General features: G+C 56.0%; 19 protein-coding genes and 3 tRNA genes. 12 read left to right on the top strand and 10 right to left on the bottom strand.

Going from position 1 to position 16,735, the window contains the following annotated elements; translation table 11 throughout:
* Positions 1-21: 21 nt before the first annotated feature.
* Positions 22-97: transfer RNA gene (locus B0E33_RS27470), tRNA-Glu, on the bottom strand.
* 125 nt (positions 98-222) lie between these two features.
* The gene (locus tag B0E33_RS27465; protein WP_022999346.1) at positions 223-663 is read right to left on the bottom strand and encodes a VOC family protein; all 441 of its coding nucleotides are present in this window, start codon (positions 661-663) and stop codon (positions 223-225) included.
* 54 nt (positions 664-717) lie between these two features.
* On the opposite strand from B0E33_RS27465, the gene B0E33_RS27460 reads away from it, so the two are divergent.
* From B0E33_RS27460 to B0E33_RS27450, 3 genes are all read left to right on the top strand, one after another.
* Entirely contained in the window at positions 718-1,479 is a 762-nt protein-coding gene (locus tag B0E33_RS27460; RefSeq protein ID WP_077292971.1) for an SIR2 family NAD-dependent protein deacylase, read from the top strand.
* Between the two features lie 154 nt (positions 1,480-1,633).
* On the top strand, positions 1,634-2,215 hold the full coding sequence (locus B0E33_RS27455; RefSeq protein WP_022999344.1) for a cold-shock protein: 582 nt from the start codon (positions 1,634-1,636) through the stop codon (positions 2,213-2,215).
* A gap of 169 nt (positions 2,216-2,384) precedes the next feature.
* Complete coding sequence (locus B0E33_RS27450) at positions 2,385-2,870, top strand: DUF192 domain-containing protein (protein WP_077292970.1); 486 nt, start codon at positions 2,385-2,387, stop codon at positions 2,868-2,870.
* Positions 2,871-2,906: 36 nt separating this feature from the next.
* On the opposite strand, the gene B0E33_RS27445 is transcribed toward B0E33_RS27450, so the two are convergent.
* Complete coding sequence (locus B0E33_RS27445) at positions 2,907-3,434, bottom strand: hypothetical protein (protein WP_055654034.1); 528 nt, start codon at positions 3,432-3,434, stop codon at positions 2,907-2,909.
* A 363-nt stretch (positions 3,435-3,797) separates the two neighbouring features.
* Between B0E33_RS27445 and B0E33_RS27440 the strand changes: the two genes are divergently transcribed.
* Both B0E33_RS27440 and B0E33_RS27435 read left to right on the top strand, forming a co-directional pair.
* Positions 3,798-3,874, top strand: a tRNA-Pro gene (locus B0E33_RS27440).
* A 231-nt stretch (positions 3,875-4,105) separates the two neighbouring features.
* The gene (locus tag B0E33_RS27435; RefSeq protein ID WP_055656487.1) at positions 4,106-4,816 is read left to right on the top strand and encodes a hypothetical protein; all 711 of its coding nucleotides are present in this window, start codon (positions 4,106-4,108) and stop codon (positions 4,814-4,816) included.
* On the opposite strand, the gene B0E33_RS27430 is transcribed toward B0E33_RS27435, so the two are convergent.
* Together B0E33_RS27430 and B0E33_RS27425 are read right to left on the bottom strand one after the other, a co-directional pair.
* Complete coding sequence (locus tag B0E33_RS27430; RefSeq protein ID WP_077292969.1) at positions 4,788-5,294, bottom strand: hypothetical protein; 507 nt, start codon at positions 5,292-5,294, stop codon at positions 4,788-4,790. The two genes, B0E33_RS27435 and B0E33_RS27430, sit on opposite strands and share 29 nt — an antisense overlap.
* An 87-nt stretch (positions 5,295-5,381) precedes the next feature.
* The gene (locus B0E33_RS27425; protein ID WP_055654038.1) at positions 5,382-5,630 is read right to left on the bottom strand and encodes a hypothetical protein; all 249 of its coding nucleotides are present in this window, start codon (positions 5,628-5,630) and stop codon (positions 5,382-5,384) included.
* Positions 5,631-5,978: 348 nt separating this feature from the next.
* Between B0E33_RS27425 and B0E33_RS27420 the strand changes: the two genes are divergently transcribed.
* Positions 5,979-6,284 (top strand): ETC complex I subunit, encoded by a 306-nt coding sequence (locus tag B0E33_RS27420; RefSeq protein ID WP_022998830.1) that lies wholly within the window; start codon positions 5,979-5,981, stop codon positions 6,282-6,284.
* A 236-nt stretch (positions 6,285-6,520) separates the two neighbouring features.
* Positions 6,521-6,597: transfer RNA gene (locus tag B0E33_RS27415), tRNA-Arg, on the top strand.
* A gap of 192 nt (positions 6,598-6,789) precedes the next feature.
* On the opposite strand, the gene B0E33_RS27410 is transcribed toward B0E33_RS27415, so the two are convergent.
* Positions 6,790-7,044: a hypothetical protein gene (locus B0E33_RS27410; RefSeq protein ID WP_022998829.1), complete on the bottom strand. Its 255-nt coding sequence runs from the start codon at positions 7,042-7,044 to the stop codon at positions 6,790-6,792.
* A 180-nt stretch (positions 7,045-7,224) separates the two neighbouring features.
* Here B0E33_RS27410 and B0E33_RS27405 point away from each other — a divergent pair, with 180 nt between their 5' ends.
* Complete coding sequence (locus tag B0E33_RS27405) at positions 7,225-9,219, top strand: AfsR/SARP family transcriptional regulator (protein ID WP_077292968.1); 1,995 nt, start codon at positions 7,225-7,227, stop codon at positions 9,217-9,219.
* Here the strand turns inward: B0E33_RS27405 and B0E33_RS27400 are convergent.
* Together B0E33_RS27400 and B0E33_RS27395 are read right to left on the bottom strand one after the other, a co-directional pair.
* Positions 9,211-9,498: a hypothetical protein gene (locus tag B0E33_RS27400; protein ID WP_055654042.1), complete on the bottom strand. Its 288-nt coding sequence runs from the start codon at positions 9,496-9,498 to the stop codon at positions 9,211-9,213. The genes B0E33_RS27405 and B0E33_RS27400 overlap by 9 nt on opposite strands.
* Before the next feature lie 80 nt (positions 9,499-9,578).
* The gene (locus B0E33_RS27395) at positions 9,579-9,869 is read right to left on the bottom strand and encodes a hypothetical protein (RefSeq protein WP_077292967.1); all 291 of its coding nucleotides are present in this window, start codon (positions 9,867-9,869) and stop codon (positions 9,579-9,581) included.
* Between the two features lie 284 nt (positions 9,870-10,153).
* Between B0E33_RS27395 and B0E33_RS27390 the strand changes: the two genes are divergently transcribed.
* Positions 10,154-11,527 carry a YcaO-like family protein gene (locus B0E33_RS27390; protein WP_077292966.1) on the top strand — a complete coding sequence of 458 codons (1,374 nt, stop codon included), beginning with the start codon at positions 10,154-10,156 and terminating at the stop codon, positions 11,525-11,527.
* Between the two features lie 151 nt (positions 11,528-11,678).
* Here the strand turns inward: B0E33_RS27390 and B0E33_RS27385 are convergent, their stop codons facing one another.
* Together B0E33_RS27385 and B0E33_RS27380 are read right to left on the bottom strand one after the other, a co-directional pair.
* Positions 11,679-12,227: a CAP domain-containing protein gene (locus B0E33_RS27385; RefSeq protein WP_077292965.1), complete on the bottom strand. Its 549-nt coding sequence runs from the start codon at positions 12,225-12,227 to the stop codon at positions 11,679-11,681.
* Positions 12,227-13,063 (bottom strand): phosphodiesterase, encoded by an 837-nt coding sequence (locus B0E33_RS27380; RefSeq protein WP_208997723.1) that lies wholly within the window; start codon positions 13,061-13,063, stop codon positions 12,227-12,229. Before B0E33_RS27380 ends, B0E33_RS27385 begins: the two co-directional genes overlap by 1 nt.
* A gap of 193 nt (positions 13,064-13,256) precedes the next feature.
* Between B0E33_RS27380 and B0E33_RS27375 the strand changes: the two genes are divergently transcribed.
* From B0E33_RS27375 to B0E33_RS27365, 3 genes are read left to right on the top strand one after another with little or no spacing between them, the layout of a single operon-like run.
* Positions 13,257-15,074 carry an ArnT family glycosyltransferase gene (locus tag B0E33_RS27375; RefSeq protein WP_077292964.1) on the top strand — a complete coding sequence of 606 codons (1,818 nt, stop codon included), beginning with the start codon at positions 13,257-13,259 and terminating at the stop codon, positions 15,072-15,074.
* Complete coding sequence (locus B0E33_RS27370; protein ID WP_062488857.1) at positions 15,058-15,969, top strand: phosphatase PAP2 family protein; 912 nt, start codon at positions 15,058-15,060, stop codon at positions 15,967-15,969. The genes B0E33_RS27375 and B0E33_RS27370 overlap by 17 nt, the downstream gene beginning before the upstream one ends.
* Positions 15,966-16,727: a glycosyltransferase family 2 protein gene (locus B0E33_RS27365; protein WP_022998820.1), complete on the top strand. Its 762-nt coding sequence runs from the start codon at positions 15,966-15,968 to the stop codon at positions 16,725-16,727. Before B0E33_RS27370 ends, B0E33_RS27365 begins: the two co-directional genes overlap by 4 nt.
* The last annotated feature ends 8 nt before the right edge of the window (positions 16,728-16,735 follow it).

Raw genomic sequence — 16,735 nt, 5'->3', positions numbered from 1 at the left:
CTGAACCGGAAGGGAAGAAGTTGGCACGCCCAACGGGACTCGAACCCGTGTTTCCGCCGTGAAAGGGCGGCGTCCTAGACCGCTAGACGATGGGCGCGCGGTCGACGCGGCTGCGTCGTGGGGAGGCTTATAGGCGGGATTGGAGCAGCCCGCAAGAGCCTTTGCGACAATTTTTTGCAAGCCCGGAATCCCGGGCCTGCGCCTGTTGAAAACTGTCCGGTTTTACCATTCGCCGGTATTGGGCATGGAGGCCCAGGGTTCTTTGATTTCAAGCGCTTCACCCTTTTGAAGCAGCTCGAAGGAGATGTTGTCCGGCGAACGAACGAAGGCCATGCGGCCGTCACGTGGAGGACGGTTGATGGTGACACCTTTGTTCTGCAGGTTCTCGCAGAATTCGTAGATGTTATCGACCTCATAGGCGAGATGGCCGAAGTTGCGGCCGCCGGTGTAGGTTTCCGGATCCCAATTGTAGGTCAGCTCTAGAAGCGGCGCAGCGTTTGCCTTTCCGGCTTCGACATCATCGGATCCGGCGAGGAAGATCAGGGTGAACCGGCCTTTTTCGTTTTCGTAGCGACGGACTTCCGTCATGCCCATCTTGTTGCAATAAAAATCAAGTGAGTCTTCAATGTTGGTCACGCGGACCATCGTGTGCAAATAACGCATGTCCTATCCTTTTCCTCAATCGAGGGATTTTCCAAACGGGCACCGGACCGGCCGATGAAGTGCATTGATACCTTGCCCGAAGCTCAGCGCTTTGTGGCACAGTTCAAGGAAGGTTCCTACCGGCAGATCGTTGCCCTGACCGGGGCGGGGATATCGACGGACTCCGGAATTCCGGATTTCCGTTCACCTGGCGGGATATGGTCCAAACGTCAGCCTGTTCAATACCAGGACTTTGTCGCCGATGAGGATTGCCGCCTGGAAGACTGGGAACGCCGGTTCGAAATGATGGACTATTTCGCAAGAGCGGAGCCGAATGCAGCACATCTGGCAATGACGAGCCTGGCGCAGGCCGGCAAGCTTCATTGCCTCATCACACAAAATGTCGATGGCCTGCACCAGCGAGCAGGGTTTCCGGAAGACCTGCTTGTCGAGATCCATGGCAATTCCACATTCGCAACCTGTCTTTCCTGCGGGGCGCGGGCTGAACTGGAAGCTCAGAAGCCGATTGTTGACGCCGGGCAAAGTCCGAGATGTCCAGATTGCAACGGACTGTTGAAGGCGGCGGTCATAAGTTTCGGGCAGCAGATGCCGGAAATGGAACTGGAGCGGGCAGCGGAGGCTGCTGCTGCTTGCGATCTGTTTCTGGTGTTGGGCTCGTCACTTGTCGTGCATCCAGCTGCACAACTGCCGGCCATCGCCGTTCGTGGCGGTGCAGACCTAGTGATTCTAAACGGCCAGGAAACGCCGCTCGATTCTTATGCGTCAACAGTCATTCGAACGCCTTTAGCTCAAACATTTGCGAGATTTGGCGAATAACCGGCCTGATTTCCGTAAATGGTCTGTGGTTAGTCCGACAATTTCCCTTCTCGCCAGAAAGCACAATGTTATCCTTTTGTTAGGAATCAGCTGGCTGGTGAGTCGAATTTTGCCTTCAGCTTAATGATGCGGACCAGAGACGGGACAAAAGGCTATGGGGGTTAAAACCGCACGGGAGCCCCGCGCACTCGAAACATTGACGGACGAAGTCGCCGTTGATGTTCTCGAGATTGCCGGAACGATTAAGTGGTTCGACGTCGGGAAAGGATATGGCTTCATCGTCCCGGACGACGGCGACGGTGATATCCTTTTGCACGTCACCTGCCTCAGGCGAGACGGGTACCAGACTGCTTATGAAGGCGCGCGGGTTGTTTGCGAAGTACTCGACAGGCCGCGCGGTCTTCAGGCCTTCCGCATCCTGTCGATGGACGAAAGCACCGCGACCCATCCGTCGCAGCTGCCTCCGTCGCGCACCCATGTTCAGGTTGTCCCCGAAAGCGGTTTCGAAAAAGCGACCGTGAAATGGTTCAACCGCGTCAAGGGCTTCGGGTTTCTGACCCAGGGTGAAGGTTCAGAAGACATCTTCATTCACATGGAGACGCTGCGACGCTTCGGCATCACTGAATTGCGTCCCGGCCAGGATGTGCTGGTGCGCTTCGGCGAAGGCCCGAAAGGCCGCATGGCCGCTGAAATCCGGCCGGTCGGGACAGGCACCCATATACCTGCCTCTCACTGACCCCACTTTCCGTCATTCTGCACATTGACTCGGCCGGACATGTTCCGGCCTTTTTGTTTGCCGACCTTCAGGCAATCTTCTTCGGCAGACGGGAAGTGATATTCCGGTCTTGCCTTTGACTGCCAGTTTCCCAAACCGGTTCTGCCGGGCCTTTCAGGAAGTTTTCAGAATGCGTCCTTTCTTTCTGTGCCTCTCGCTTTTTGCTGCAACACTCTGGATTTCGCTCGCGGGTTCGCCAGGACAGGCGCTGGCGCAGGACCCGCAGTTGAACCTGCCGGTGGAAGATCTTCTCATTCGGTCTGGAGACAAGGAACACCAGTTCAAGGCGGAGGTTGCGGCAACGGACCGGCAACGGTCGATGGGATTGATGTTCCGCAAAGAGATGCCGGCGGAACGCGGCATGCTGTTCCTCTTCGAAGGGGAGGGCGACCGTTACTTCTGGATGAAAAATACACCTCTGCCGCTCGACATCATTTTCATTGACGCGAAGGGGGCCATCGTCAGCATCGCCGACAACACCACGCCTTTTTCCGAAGACGTCATTCCCTCGCTTGGTCCGGCGAAGTACGTGTTCGAAATAAACGCCGGTCTGTCGGAAAAACTCGATATCTCGGCCGGAGACAAGGTCAGCAGCCCGTCCATGGGGCTGAAATGAAACCGAATTGCACCTATTCCAGCCTGCCCGAAAATTCTAAAAACATGAATTATATGCGTTGACCGATGAGGCGGCCAGACTGGCGACCGACAGGACCAGCAGGACGCCTGTTGGTGCAGACACGGCGGTGATTACCGCGGAAGCAGAAAGCTCCATCACCGCACCGATGCACTGAGCCTTCTTTTTGTCTCCGCCTGCAAAGGACACGATAATACCTGTCTTGTTGACGACTGTGGCACTGACAGCAACCATCGCGGCTCCTGGCGATAACTTGGTGACACTTGCTAGATTCGCTGTCTGCTGGAATTGGCTCAAAGCAAAAGATCCCGCGCGAACGGCATTCTTTGTCCGACGGTCGGCAGAGGAGTGTCCAACGGCCATATTGGCTACACCCGCTGCTGTATTGGCGATCGACAGCTTTTTTTGGAAGATTGACGAATCTTCTGCGACGGTGATCAGCAGGTCAAAGGTAGCTTGGTATGCTTGTGGATCCTGAAGTATTTTCTGGGACTCGGATCCACCGAAATCTTTTAATGCCTTTGTGAAGTCATCTTTGGTGATCATCTATTTCTTTTCCTGAAATCTATATCAAAAATTGTAATTTGGCTGATGTAAACGTTTTGGTATTTCATTCAATTGCTTGGATACTTTTCATGCGGGAGAATGCCGCCAGTAATCTGGTTGATCAAGCAAATATACTGAAGTTCAGTTTGCACTTTCAAAGACCGTGACGGCACGATGCCTTGGCCGTCGCGTTTACGAGGCTCGTTCGCGGTCATCGGGCGTGCCGTTTTGCTTTTGTGTGCAAACTGAGAACAAAGTACGGGACATGTTTGTCAGGTTTTGCCCACAAAACTCGGATATTCTTGGTTTGTTCTAGCTTGACGATAGAGTCTGTGGCCTATAAATCCGAGCGCATCAACTGTTCGGGGTATAGCGCAGCCTGGTAGCGCATCTGGTTTGGGACCAGAGGGTCGCAAGTTCGAATCTTGCTGCCCCGACCATTCATTCTCCTGAAAATCGATGTGATGCGGTGCGCGTGACTTGGGACTTTGCAATGCAAATCCATGCGCTTGCTGTGGTTCCGTGCCTAAAGGCCGGGATAACTAGGGCCAAGCTACGCTGGTGTCTTGTGCAACTTATCGCCGCATAACAGACTGGTCAGACGGGCGTTTCCAATGCCTTTGGGAGTGACGCCGCTTGCGACGGCATGCAGGCCGCGCCGGATGGGGCTGATGATACCGGATCCTGACGACCAGGCGACGCTGGATGTATCGGCGGCGATAGCCGTGCTGCAGTCCAGAATTGAAAAGGCCGGGCTTTCTCTGAAGGAAAGCGCGGATTTTGCGCTTTTCGAAAAGACCGTCCGGAGCACCGAAGACAAATACCTGATGGAAGATTTTTCACCGCGGTTTTTCGACCTGCACGGGACGACTGCGTTCTGGGTAGGGGCCGTCAACAGCCATGGTAACGTCGTGTCTGTGCAAGCTGCAAAGGTGGAAGACCTGAAAGACAGGAGCCTTGCCGAGCACTGGCACCAGCAGCAACGCAGGATCTTTGTCGATCCAAACCCTCAGGTTCGCTTCGGGACAGAGCACGCGCATGACGCCTATTTCATGCGCGGGCGTATCGTCTATCACGGCAATCTCTGGCTGAGACGGGACATCCGGGGGCAGGGCCTTGCCGAGCCTTTGACCCAGTTGGGGTTTCTGCTCTCACTATTGAAGTGGTCGCCGGATTATCTCTATGGCCTGATGGCTGCAAAAAGCGCAGAAAAAGGCTTTGGCATCCGGGTCGGTTACCGCAGGTTCGTGCCACGCGGAACGCATTGGGAGATTGCGCCTGGACATATCAGGCCGGATGACTGGCTGGTCTATGCCACCAGAAGCGATCTACACGGCCTTGTAAAACTTATCCTCAGGACGTCCGCTGAAGATCCTGAATGACACCCAGGTAGGCGCAGAAGCGAAGATCGGATTGCAACGAAGGTCGCACGGCGACGATCAACCGCTCGAACGCAACTTCATAGAATTCGCCATTGACCTGAATTTTCGTGTGGGCGTAGCCGTAATAAGGCGTGCCTTCCAATGCCTTGCGATAACCTTCCGCCGAAGCCTTCTCCAGGTCCGGATCAGGTGTGCGCAGACCGCAAGCGGGTGTCGCCGGGCTTGCCCAGTCTTCGCCGAACAGGTGTCGCTGCCCACTTTCCTTACCGACATAGAAGATCGGAGGAGGAGCGTTGCCGGGCATCTTGTCCGAGCAAAGGCTCAAATGAGGCAGGAACGGTTTCAGGCATTGCTGGATCTGAACCGCATCGGTCGACATGATGCTGTCGTAGAACGCAGACACAGCCGGGTCGGCAAGCCCTTTTTCAATGGCCTGTGTGCCGAGTTCCGAAAAATGAGTATCAGGGCGTGTTAGCACGGTCCTCTCTCATGTTTTGATTTGTTCCATCCGGCAAAAAACGACCAGCGACACCGCAAATCTTTCGCCGTTTGCCAATAACCATTTCTACCGGTCGAAGGCTTTCAACAACAGCGACATGACATTCAGGAATTCGTCGCGTTTTTCCGGTGACAGATCGGTGGGGTCGGATACCGAATAGTCCAGCGTCAGGATCATGTCCCACATTTCAGTGAGATTGGCGTCGTCGATCGCCGCTTTCAGTTCGACCGGCGCAATTTTTTCCGGCGCTCTGGTAACCGGCCGAACATGTTCCGGAACATACCCTTCCAGTCTTTTCAGAAATTCGTAATGCATGTCAAAGCCTTATCGTTTTGATCTTTGGATCGGCCCTTTCAGGCTGTCCGGCCCTGCGATTCTGTATTTTTTGAACCTGCACTGCGTTCCGAAAATCGGCGTCTTCCAGACAAGTTCACGTTAGGGTAGTTAATAGCATGAGTTGCGCCTCCATGTCATGTTACGTGAATGTCATAATTCGCCTCTCCACCAACACCGTTAATACATACTTGTGCTGTTAAATGAGTCGCCGACGAACCGAAGATTGCGGGTTGCGGCCAATATCGGTGTTGACACCGGCGGCAAAGGCGGGAAAAAGCTGCTGTAAGGAATTGCATCTCACATATTCAGACTTGAGGGCACTGTCACATGGTTGCGCGTATCTACCGTCCGGCGAAAACCGCCATGCAGTCAGGCAAGGCGAAAACCCAGAGATGGGTGCTGGATTACGAGCCGGAGGTCGCCAAGTCCGTCGAACCTTTGATGGGCTACACGTCGTCTTCCGACATGAAGCAGCAAATCCGGCTCTATTTCGAGACTTCTGAAGAAGCTGTCGCATATGCGAAGCGCCATGGCATTCCGCACAGGGTTGAGAAAGCCCAGGAACGCAAAGTGCGCGGGTCTGCCTATGCGGACAATTTCAAATTCAACCGGTCTGCGCCCTGGACCCACTGAACAAGAACGTTCGGCTCTTCTGCCCTGTTCGGCAAGAGATCGGATTGTCTGTTGAAAGCGCCGATTTCGAATCGACACGAGCCGAGTTTTTGACGCATTAGGGCAGTGGAGGCGATCGCCGGATCGGGTTGCCTCCGGACGTTTGGTCTCGATCCAAGTTTGCATGAACGTCTGGCAGGCCTCAGAGATACTGCCTGATAGTCTCATCTGGGAACGGTTTGCGTTCCTGAGAAATTGGCTCCGTAGCTCAGCTGGATAGAGCACTCGCCTTCTAAGCGAATGGTCGCAGGTTCGAATCCTGCCGGAGTCGCCATCTCCCTGATTTTTTTGAATAAGTCCTGAGCTTCGATGCCTCTACCATGCGTGGAAAGGCTTCCTGCCGTGCAGATGTCCTAAACTGGATGTTCAAGTCAGGTACTTGGAAAAAGCCTGCAAAAAACAAAAACCGCCGGCCCCTGCAATATAGGAGCACGGCGGTGTTTCTAGACCGCGATTCGCCTGAAGGTCAGAGCGTCTCGGACTTTCCCGATTCCACCTTCTGGCCAACCATGAGCGGCGTGATCTTTGTTTTGAGGATCATGTCCACGTCCTCGGAACCATCTTCCAGGGACTGAAGAGCCATATCCAGGAAATAGGAACAGAACGTACGGCCGTCCTTGTCCGATTCTTTTTTCGTGTAGCGGATCATGCGCTTGATCGCCTCGATTGCAGGCTCCTGCTCGAGTTCAGTGCGGTCCGATTTGCTAACGGTCTTAGACATTTTACTACCCACCAGTATTTGATTTGCCGATTGCAGCGTCGCTGCTGTGACCATCCGATTAAAGCATGCTGTTGCAGCGTGAAATGAGCGTGATAAGGTGCTGTTGTGTTTCAGGTTGCGTGATATTCGCGGTTGCGCGAAGGCGACGGCTGAAGCGTGCATTTCAAATACGGGGAATTGATGGCAATCGCGTCCTGCTTTGCATGCCTTGGGCGGCCTTTGCTCCTTGATAGCGACCAGGAACCTGTGGCGGTCAAGACCCGCAAGGCTCTGGCGATCATGGGCTATCTGAGCCGCATGAGCGGTATGGCGTCGCCCCGGGAAGCACTGGCGGATTTGCTTTGGAGCGGGACAGACCGCCACAAGGCAATGCAATCCTTGCGTCAGGCATTGCGCCAGTTGAAGAGCGCCGAAGAAACGGCCGGTATCGATGTAGTGCGCTCAGCGCCAGGTCACATTCAACTCGACCCATCGGCGTTTGCGTCTGATCTCATGGCCATGAATACGCTTCTGGAACGTGGGCAGGCAGCGGATTTCCGCAATGCGGGGGAACTGTGGCGCGGCGAGTTCCTGACCGGCTACGACGATATCGATTCTGAATTTTCCGAGTGGCTGACGGTCGAGCGTGAACGGGTGCGCTCAGAACTCATCAGCGCCGCCTTCAAGCATCTGAACAGGATATCCACGGAAGACGGGGGTGTGCAGGCAGAGGCCGGGGCGCGTTTTGTCCTGAAGCTCGATCCTGCGTTTGAGGCGGCCCATCGCGTTCTTATTCGTCTCTACATGAATCTGGGTCAGCCCGAGCGCGCCGAACAGCAGCTCAGATCCTGCGAAAGGGAAATGCGGCTCCATCTGGATGCTGAGCCTGATGAAGAGACGCGGAAGCTGCTGATCGTATCGGAGGTCGAACCTTCTCCGGTGCCGGTTGGAAGAAGTGATGGCAACAGCGGTGGAAACCGAGGGTTCCTGCCAAATTACGATGACTTCGTTCCCTTGCCAGAAATTTCCATTGTCTCGTCATCCCTGTTGAAAAAGGGGCTGAACGACGCGATCCATCTGAGAGAGGAAATCGTCTCCGGCCTTTCTTCGTTTCGGTCGTTCGAGCTGTTTGAATCTGAGTATTTCGGCGAAGAAAACGTGCCACGTCCAACCTTGATGGAAGGTCACGAACTTGGCTGTTATCTGCTCAGGTTCCGGCATGACGAGCGATCGGGCAAAGTGGTTGTCCAGTTCGAGGACAGGGGCAACGGTCAGATTGTCTTTAACGAGATAATTGACCTGCAATACTGGGACGGTCTGGTGCCGGCTGCGAGCCAGATTGTGAGCCGCATCCATAACCACGCGACCAGCAGACTAAGAAACCCCGCGAAAACATCCGTTTTCGCCCGTTGGTGTCAGGCTGAAGCCCTGTTGTGGGATTTCACGCCGCAATCCGACGAAAAAGCGATGCGCTTGCTGGATGATCTGGAGCGCACAAATCGTTCGTTCTCGATGACGTATGCTGGCAAGGCGTCGATCATCATGAAGCAGGAACTGCATTTCCCGCTCATGGACAAGACGTTTTCCGGTGAAGAAAACAATCTTCTGAACCTTGCTGAAAAATCGATCAGGCTTGACCCCTGGCAGGCGGTCAATCAGCGTGTTTATGGTTGGGCACTTATTCTGTCTAATATGCCTGACGAGGCGCGAAGAGCGTTCCAGAACGCCGGACGTCTGAGCTCGGCTGATCCAGCCAACCTGATGTCCGTTGCCGAGGGCCTGGCTTTTTCCGGCGACATCAACGAAGCGCGCGTTACGGCCGAAAGAGCTTTTTCTCTCTTCGCGTTTGTGCCCCGCGTTTTCTACGAGTACCTGGCGAACATCTATTTTGCCGCGGAAGACTACGACAGCGCGATAAAGCAGATAGAGCGGGGCGCCGGGGTTGGTATCAGTGGCTTGACCACTCGTGTGGCCGCTTTGGTCTGTGCCGGGCGAGAAGAAGAAGCCATGCACACGCTTGAACGCTTTGGTGAAAACCGTGCTGCCTTGCTGAAAAACTCTCCCGAGCTTGCGCAGGACCCCAAAAGCTGGAGAAAGAAGATCAATTTCTTCCAGAACGAGAAAGTGCGAAACGATTTCGACAAGGGCGCAGCCTTGGTGCAGCGGTTCCTGTTCGACGGTTCCGGTTCAATTTAGCGCGAACGTCGAAGACAGAGCTTTCAGATACTCCTCGTTGGCGCTGTTCAGCTTTTCTTCGTTCAGACGAAAAGGAAGAGCTACGGCGTTCGGATTGTTTTTCTGATCGACGATCTTGAACCGCATGAGCGCCACCGTCTCTTTCGGCAGGCCAATATTGGAAATTGCAGCTAATGGGTCTCGCTCGAGCTCGCGTCGGAAGTTTTCGTCGATCGCTGCCCTGGCGATAAGTTTGCCAAGGTCTTTGACGTTGCTCTGGTAGTAGGGAAATCTGGCCATCGTTACCCCAATCGGAAAGAACGACGGCCTTCCTGCGCGAAGCAAGAAGGCCGGAGACGTATCGTGACGACCTTACCGGCTTACTCCGGGACGTCTTCGTAAAAGCAATTGCCGAGAGCTGCTTTACCGAGTTCTTCGAAATAGCTTTCATCGCCGGCTGCAACGCGTTCAGCGTCGATTTGTGCAGGAATCACGAGATGGACGAGGTCAGCAGTGTCGGCGAAGATTGCGGCATCGGAGTTGATGCCAACTTCAGCCAGGACTTCAGCCGGGTTGGCAACCAGCCGCTCACGTGCTGTGGCGTTCTGAATGATCGCGCCAAGTTTCGCGCCAATTTCCAGTTCAGTCCGGGAAGTTGTGTCAGCGTGCATTATGAGCCTCCGATAGGTTGAGTTGCAATGTGTCCTGCCTGGTGGTGGGATGGTCACCTGGCTTTTTGAAATTCGGTCAAACTTTAGTAAATAGTTATGTATTGAGACTGTTTACTACTGATCGACTGCTTTCGAATAGAATGTAGAACGAGGAAATGAACTCGCTCAATGGCAGTTTTGTTAATCTACGTTGTGTGCAATTGCAGGGTGAGGCGAAGTAAATTGCCATATCAAAACATAAGCAGCCGTCCCGCATCCTCACTGTTGGCGGCGGTGTCTCTTCTATGATCGTTGAAAGTGGATTTGCGGACGACGTACTTGCGGACCTGTCGCGTTTGGGCCTGATAGCGGTGGAGCCGGGCGTTGAGGGAGATCGTGTGCGCTTGCTGGAGCCGGACCTTCGTCTTTTCCTGAAGCTGCTTTCGTCATTCTCCCCAAGACTGGTCCCGATGACACGCCCCGGATGCCCGGTGCATTTTTGCACCGGGTTGCTCAAGTCATCTGAAACTGATGCAAATGAAGTACCTGCTGCAGGGGCACCAATTCCTGCCGGTGGACAGGGGGATATCGCATCAATTGCAGCTATTAGTTGTATTGGGGAGCTTTCCGAAAGGCTAACCCTTTGTAGTATCGGGATTAGTGACAATAGGATTTTCAATTACGACAAAAAACAACCTCAGGTAGATTTTGGTCGATTGCTTGGATTGAGTGAAGCCCAGGCAAGTGTCGCTCTCGGCAGGCTCCGTCTCGGACGGGATCTTTCACGCGTCAACTCTTCAGACTGGTCTTCTCTTTCAGCCAGGCGTGTCCGGTTGCGAAATCTGCAGACTGATGAAGAGGCGCAGTGCCTTAGTTTGGGAATTTTGTTTAACGAAGCCGATGACGTTACCGGCTTGCGTTTGCCCTTTGCTTCGAGCGCAGGATGCGCTGTCTGGCATGATCTTGAGGGAGCGCGCGCGCGCGCGCTTCTTGAGCTTGTAGAGCGTGATGCAGTTGCGCAGGCCTGGTACAACCGCCTGGGGATAACTTCTCTACCTGAAGGCTATGTGAGGGAAATGCTCCCTCCTGATCTGGTCCAATATCTCGATGACCAGCCTCGGGAATGGGAGCTCTTGCACGTCGACACGGACCTGCCGGTCCAGGTGGTGATTTGTGTCTCTCATGACGGTTACGGCCGGGGGTGTGCGTTTGGATCATCCGCCGGTTGGGACACCGCACAGGCCTGCACCAGTGCAATTCAGGAAATGTTGCAATCGGAAAACGCGCTGTCTCTGATGGACAAATCCTATCCCGCCAGTCACGGCACAAAAGAAGCACTGAGGTCGCTACCCAGGCAGCTGGCGTATGCCAGAGAGCGCGTGATATTCGAGGATCTGCCTTTGCGGGGGGCGGTTGCCGCCCGTCTTGAGGTTCTGGAGAAGACCTCGACTTTTGAAACCCTGCTTCAGGGTTGTTTCGACCGCGGGATCAGCCTCTGGGAGTTTGATGCGACCCGCCAAGACCTTGCAATTCCCTGCGTCAAGCTGTTGTCCCCTGAGCTATGCAGTTGGGAGCCAAAGTTCGGCAAAAAAAGGTTGTTCGACGGGGTAGTAGAGCGTGGTTTGCGAGACGTCCCCGCGTCCGAAGCCGAATTTGCCGTCCGACCATTTCCCTTTTGAACGATTGACAGGCTGATGCGCCGGCCTTAATAAAATATGAGCCAAGCATTCATGTTTTGTTTGCGAGGCGTCCGGATGACAACTGGGTCATTCGATCTCTGGAAGAAGCCTTTTGGCGGAGCTTGGCTCCGCCCTTTTTCCAGGTGCCTTGTTATCGGACGGTCGGTCGGCCGTCCGCATAAGGGCGGGACAGTGTCATCACCCAGAAATTGCGCCATTTGCCATTGTTGCGGTTGGTTCTGGCAATACCTACCCGTGTCACGTAGGGGTTGAGAAGGTTCTTGTTGTGGCCTTCTGAGCCTTGCCAGCCACGGAAGGCTGCTGCCAGATCAGCGTATCCCGCCCCCAGGTTTTCCGCGCCTGCGTAATTTGCGTACCCTGCCTTGTCGAGCCGTTGTGACAGACCGAAGGCACTGTGAGCCCAGGTGTCCATACTGTCGCGCTCGGCGATATGGCGTGCCATCTTTTGGGAAACGACATCCAGTTCCGGGTCGTGGCGCAATGCGGGCAGGCCTTTTTGCTGCCGGTAGGCGTTTATCATCGACAGCATCTGCGCCTTGTCGACCGGCTGGTCCGTCAGCACTGTCTTGTCTTCAAGGTCGCTTTTTCCCGGCAAAGCGCCGCAGGCGCTGAGGGAGGCCGCGAAAAGGCCAAGCAGCAACAGCGCCAGGAGGCGTTTGGGCAGGGCGATTACGGACATCAGGTTTCATCTCCCGGCCAGACGACGCCTTCATCGGCGAAGAAATGGTACGGGCCAGGATACGCTTCCACGTAGGCCATATGTGACACCACTCCGGTTTTCGGCGAATGATAGTGGAGAAAATAGGCTGCGGGTTCGAAGTTGAACATGGCGGGACCGTCTTCCGTCAGGTCGAGGACGACCTGGTGTCCGGTGCTGGGAGCAAGCGTCATCACCTTTCCGGCAAAGCTCGCGATGATCGGACGGTGAAGATGACCGCACAGGAAGCGCGCAACATGCCGGTGCGGCGAAACAACTTCTGCAAGCGCATCGGCATCCACAAGTCCGATGTCGTCCATGTGTCGGATCCCGGAAAGTGCAGGCGGGTGGTGGAGGGCGATCAGCGTTGTCTTGGCGCTTTCGCGCAGCCGGCTGTCGAGCCAGTCAAGCTGTGCCTGACCGAGCCGACCACGCGGATCACCCGGAATATGGGTATCCAGCGCAATCAGGCGGATGTCGCCGATGTCCGCCGTATAGCAGATCTTGTCTTCAAGGCTGCCTGAAAGACCTGGAAAGCTGCCGAGCTCGCGGCGCATGACTTCTGTGCCGTCGTGGTTCCCGGGCACAAGATAGACAGGCATGTCGACGCGCGAGAGGATGGAGCGGGCGAGCGCGTATTCCCTTGGATCGTTTCTGTCGGTTATATCGCCGGTTATAACGAGAGCATCAGGTTTCGGCGTGAGACTCTTCAGCGACTTGATCGCGCGCTCGGCGAGCATATTGGTGTCCGAAACGCGATAGCAGGGCAAACCTCGCGGACGCAAATGCAGGTCCGTCATATGAGCAATCAATGTCATGGAAAACCTTGTGACTCGTCAGGTGGATCATCTGCCCGGACGATAACCGTGCGTTCGAAGAGGGCAAGCACTAGTTTCCCTTTTTGAAAAGCTCATGTAGGAGAAGCGTTCAGAAACGGGCGGGCAGGGGCGACCGCCCAGACGCAGGACACCGGGCGCAGGACACCGGACGCAGGAACTGGACAGAAAGTTGATGTCGGACACGCGCGACGATCAGAAGCCCGAGGCGGCAGGCAAGGCAACCGAGAAATCCGAACGCAAGGACAAGGTGGATAGCCCGTCGGCTGCCCCGGTTCGAAAACCGGTCTGGTTGCATATCTTCGGCCACGACATCACTGCACCGTTCCTTCTGTTGCTCCTGTCGCTTGCCTTGTTCGTACCAGGTCAATGGACGGTACCTCCGCTGGACAGGGACGAACCGCGTTTTACCCAGGCAACCAAGCAGATGCTGGAAACGAACGATTACATCGACATTCGTTTTCAGGATCAGGCACGTCACAAAAAGCCAGTCGGGATCTATTGGCTTCAGGCAGCTGCCGTAAAGCTGACAGGGCAGGGGGCGGACGCTCCGCTTTGGGCTTATCGACTGCCTTCCGTCATAGCCTCGATAATCAGCGTTCTGGCAACCTTCTGGCTTGCACGGGCATTCATGGGGCCTGCCGGTGCGCTGTTGGCGGCAGGTTTCGTGGCGCTGGCGATCATTGTCGGCGTCGAGGCGCGACTGGCAAAAACTGATGCCGCGCTGTTTGCAATGATCATAATAGCGCAAGGTGCCCTGGCGCGGGTCTGGTTGAAGGATCCGGACAAGCGGCTATGGGGTCTTGGGTTCCTGTTCTGGACTGCACTTGCGGGCAGTGTGCTCATCAAGGGGCCGGTTGGACCCATGGTGATTGGCCTTACGGTTGTTGGCCTCATGGCCATGAAACGGAAAGCTGCATGGTTCAAGGGAACGGCGCCAATCGCGGGTCTGCTGTGGTTCGTGCTGCTCGTCTCACCCTGGTTCGTGGCAATCTGGATCGCGACGGACGGAACGTTCTTTACTGAAGCCATCGGCAAGGATCTGCTTGGCAAGGTCGGGCAGGGGCAGGAAGGTCATGGAGCACCCCCGCTTACCCATCTTGGGGCGATGTTCGGCATATTCTGGCCTTTGCCTGCATTCTTCGTGATTGCCTTGCCGCTCATCTGGCATGAACGAAAAAGTCCGCTGGTGACGTTTGCCGTCGCCTGGTTCGTCCCAAGCTGGATCGTGTTCGAACTGGTTGCAACGAAGCTTCCGCATTACACAATGCCGCTGCTGCCTGCCCTAGCACTTCCTGTTGCTGCTGCGCTGATGGAGGGGGCTGGCGCCACGACGAGAACGTGGCTGCGTTGGGTAGCGGCAGTGCTGCTGGCGGTGCCTGCGTTGGGGTTGGCCGTCGCCGCGTTTGCCGGTCCTTTTGCCCTGGGTGTCTGGCCGTCACCTCCCGGATCCGTTCTGCTTGCAGTGGGAGCTGTTTTTGCGATTGCGGCAGCATCCCGGGTTCTGCGTGGACCGGCGCTCTATGCTTTCCCCGCCATCTGCCTGACAGCGATTTGCGTCAGCATCGGGTTTTGGGGCTTTGTCGGCCCAGCTCTTACGCCGATCTGGGTCAGTCCGCGCCTTGTCGCGGCCATGGACGAAATCCCCGGTTGTGCAGACAAGTCGAACCGTCTGGTCGTGACCACCGGCTTTCACGAACCCAGTTTCATATTCCTTGAAGGCACGACGACAAAGATCGTTTCCGCGCAGGATGCCGCCGCCTTTCTTGCTGCCGATGAAGCCGCGAATCCAGCTACCTGCCGTATCGCGGCAATAGAAAGCCGGGAAGAAGCCGCGTTTTTGGCCGCCGCAAAGGAGATTGGTCTTGTGCCGGAGGCTGTAAAAAGGGTAGACGGCCTCAATATCAATGGCGGGGACGATGTCGATATCGGGCTTTATGAGAAGTCCGTGCCGACGACGGTTTCAGAAGACGGCAATGAGCAACAGCAGTAAATTTGTCTGGCATGTTCTGGCGCGCATGCGCGGGAATTCTCGGCGGGCTGCAATACTGTTTTCCGGTCGCAGGGAACGTGCGCGCCACAACAGGGATCCGCTTCCTCCCGGGCAGCGGCCGCAGGATATCCTTGCAGTCCTCTTGTTGACGGTTGGCATTGCAGTCGTTGCGTTCGATGTTCCGACCTATCCGTGGCTGCGCTCCCTCCCGGGCGAATACCGGGCCGCCTTCCGAACCTTTACCGATATCGGCAAGGCCGACTGGATCCTCGTTTCTACCGGTCTGTGCTGCTTGTTTCTGCTGGCGCTGGATGCCGGGCGCTACGCATTCCGCCTGCGCATGGCAATCGGCGCAGTGTTCACTTATGCGGCCTTCATCTTTTATTCAGTCGCCGCGACGGGGCTTCTGGCCATAGCATTCAAGTGGTCGCTCGGCCGGGCGCGTCCCAAGCTTTACGAGGAAGTTGGTCCGGTCCGCTTCGACTTTCTGGCCTTCGACGGCACCTTCACCAGTTTCCCCTCTGGTCATTCGACCACTGTCGCTGCGCTTGCAACTGCGCTGGCCTTTATTTTCCCGGCCTACCGGTGGCTGATCATTGTTGCGGGCTTCTGGCTTGCGTTCAGCCGCGTCATGGTCGGGGCGCATTACCCCAGCGACGTCATCGCAGGTACGCTATTGGGGATGACGTTCACCTTTTTCACGGTTCGTGCCATGGCCCGGCGGCGGATCGGCTTTCACCTGTCTTCCTCCGGAAAGATTGTACCCAACATGAATGTCCTGTCTGCCAAGGCCTGTGTGCGGGCTGTCTGGCAGGTTCTGCGCGGCCAGCGTGGCGCCGACCGTGTGGAAGCCGAGGCCCCTGCGGCAGACACGACAGAACGGACAAGCGCATGACACAAAGCTATCTGGAAGCTGTTGCGGCCAGCAAGGGCGCGCTCGCCGTCACGGTCGTGGTTCCCGCGAAGGACGAAGCGGAAAACCTGCCCATCCTGCTGGATGAAATCGAGGCAGCATTGCAGGGCAGGCGTTTCGAGGTCATCGTCATCGACGATGGCTCGTCCGACGGCACGGATATCGTGTTGCAGGATTACGCGGCAACCCATGACTGGCTGCGGCCGGTCAGGCACGAGAAGTCCTGTGGCCAGAGCTGCGCGGTGCGCACTGGTCTTTTGAATGCGAGGGGCGACGTCGTCGCGACCATAGACGGCGATGGCGAAAACAACCCCGCCTATATTCCGGCGCTTCTGGACGCTCTCGACGCTGCCGGCCCGGCAGTTGCTCTTGCCGCCGGGCAAAGACTCGGCCGCAAGGCCAGCCTGGCCAAGCGCTATGCGTCGAAGTTTGCCAACAAGCTGCGCGGCGCGATCCTGCGGGATAACACTCGTGACAGCGGTTGCGGCCTGAAGGCCCTGCGCCGGGAAGTGTTCCTGCAACTGCCATACTTCGACAGCTGGCACCGGTTCTTGCCCGCACTCGTGATCCGCGAGGGTTACGGTGTCACCCATATCGACGTTCAGGACCGGCAGCGGCGCCATGGAACGTCTAAATACGGGATCTTTGACAGGGCGCTGGTCGGTGTGCTGGATCTGTTCGGAGTGTGGTGGCTGCGCCGCCGCCGTAAAAAAATTCCGGATGTTCGGCCACTGACCTGATTAATGCC

It is taken from the genome of Roseibium algicola (assembly GCF_001999245.1).
GTDB lineage: Bacteria > Pseudomonadota > Alphaproteobacteria > Rhizobiales > Stappiaceae > Roseibium > Roseibium algicola.
The sequence above is the reverse complement of the archived record's forward strand: the minus strand, read 5'-3'. Positions and strand labels throughout refer to the sequence as shown.

Excerpts from the sequence above, each read along its gene's own strand:
- B0E33_RS27400 (WP_055654042.1), bottom strand. The coding sequence starts at position 9,498 with ATGGCCAGATTTCCCTACTACCAGAGCAACGTCAAAGACCTTGGCAAA.
- B0E33_RS27435 (WP_055656487.1), top strand. The coding sequence starts at position 4,106 with ATGATACCGGATCCTGACGACCAGGCGACGCTGGATGTATCGGCGGCG.
- B0E33_RS27385 (WP_077292965.1), bottom strand. The coding sequence starts at position 12,227 with ATGTCCGTAATCGCCCTGCCCAAACGCCTCCTGGCGCTGTTGCTGCTT.
- B0E33_RS27410 (WP_022998829.1), bottom strand. The coding sequence starts at position 7,044 with ATGTCTAAGACCGTTAGCAAATCGGACCGCACTGAACTCGAGCAGGAG.
- B0E33_RS27380 (WP_208997723.1), bottom strand. The coding sequence starts at position 13,063 with ATGACATTGATTGCTCATATGACGGACCTGCATTTGCGTCCGCGAGGT.
- B0E33_RS27455 (WP_022999344.1), top strand. The coding sequence starts at position 1,634 with ATGGGGGTTAAAACCGCACGGGAGCCCCGCGCACTCGAAACATTGACG.
- B0E33_RS27390 (WP_077292966.1), top strand. The coding sequence starts at position 10,154 with ATGATCGTTGAAAGTGGATTTGCGGACGACGTACTTGCGGACCTGTCG.
- B0E33_RS27450 (WP_077292970.1), top strand. The coding sequence starts at position 2,385 with ATGCGTCCTTTCTTTCTGTGCCTCTCGCTTTTTGCTGCAACACTCTGG.
- B0E33_RS27405 (WP_077292968.1), top strand. The coding sequence starts at position 7,225 with ATGGCAATCGCGTCCTGCTTTGCATGCCTTGGGCGGCCTTTGCTCCTT.
- B0E33_RS27365 (WP_022998820.1), top strand. The coding sequence starts at position 15,966 with ATGACACAAAGCTATCTGGAAGCTGTTGCGGCCAGCAAGGGCGCGCTC.
- B0E33_RS27420 (WP_022998830.1), top strand. The coding sequence starts at position 5,979 with ATGGTTGCGCGTATCTACCGTCCGGCGAAAACCGCCATGCAGTCAGGC.
- B0E33_RS27465 (WP_022999346.1), bottom strand. The coding sequence starts at position 663 with ATGCGTTATTTGCACACGATGGTCCGCGTGACCAACATTGAAGACTCA.
- B0E33_RS27460 (WP_077292971.1), top strand. The coding sequence starts at position 718 with ATGAAGTGCATTGATACCTTGCCCGAAGCTCAGCGCTTTGTGGCACAG.
- B0E33_RS27375 (WP_077292964.1), top strand. The coding sequence starts at position 13,257 with ATGTCGGACACGCGCGACGATCAGAAGCCCGAGGCGGCAGGCAAGGCA.
- B0E33_RS27395 (WP_077292967.1), bottom strand. The coding sequence starts at position 9,869 with ATGCACGCTGACACAACTTCCCGGACTGAACTGGAAATTGGCGCGAAA.
- B0E33_RS27370 (WP_062488857.1), top strand. The coding sequence starts at position 15,058 with ATGAGCAACAGCAGTAAATTTGTCTGGCATGTTCTGGCGCGCATGCGC.
- B0E33_RS27425 (WP_055654038.1), bottom strand. The coding sequence starts at position 5,630 with ATGCATTACGAATTTCTGAAAAGACTGGAAGGGTATGTTCCGGAACAT.
- B0E33_RS27445 (WP_055654034.1), bottom strand. The coding sequence starts at position 3,434 with ATGATCACCAAAGATGACTTCACAAAGGCATTAAAAGATTTCGGTGGA.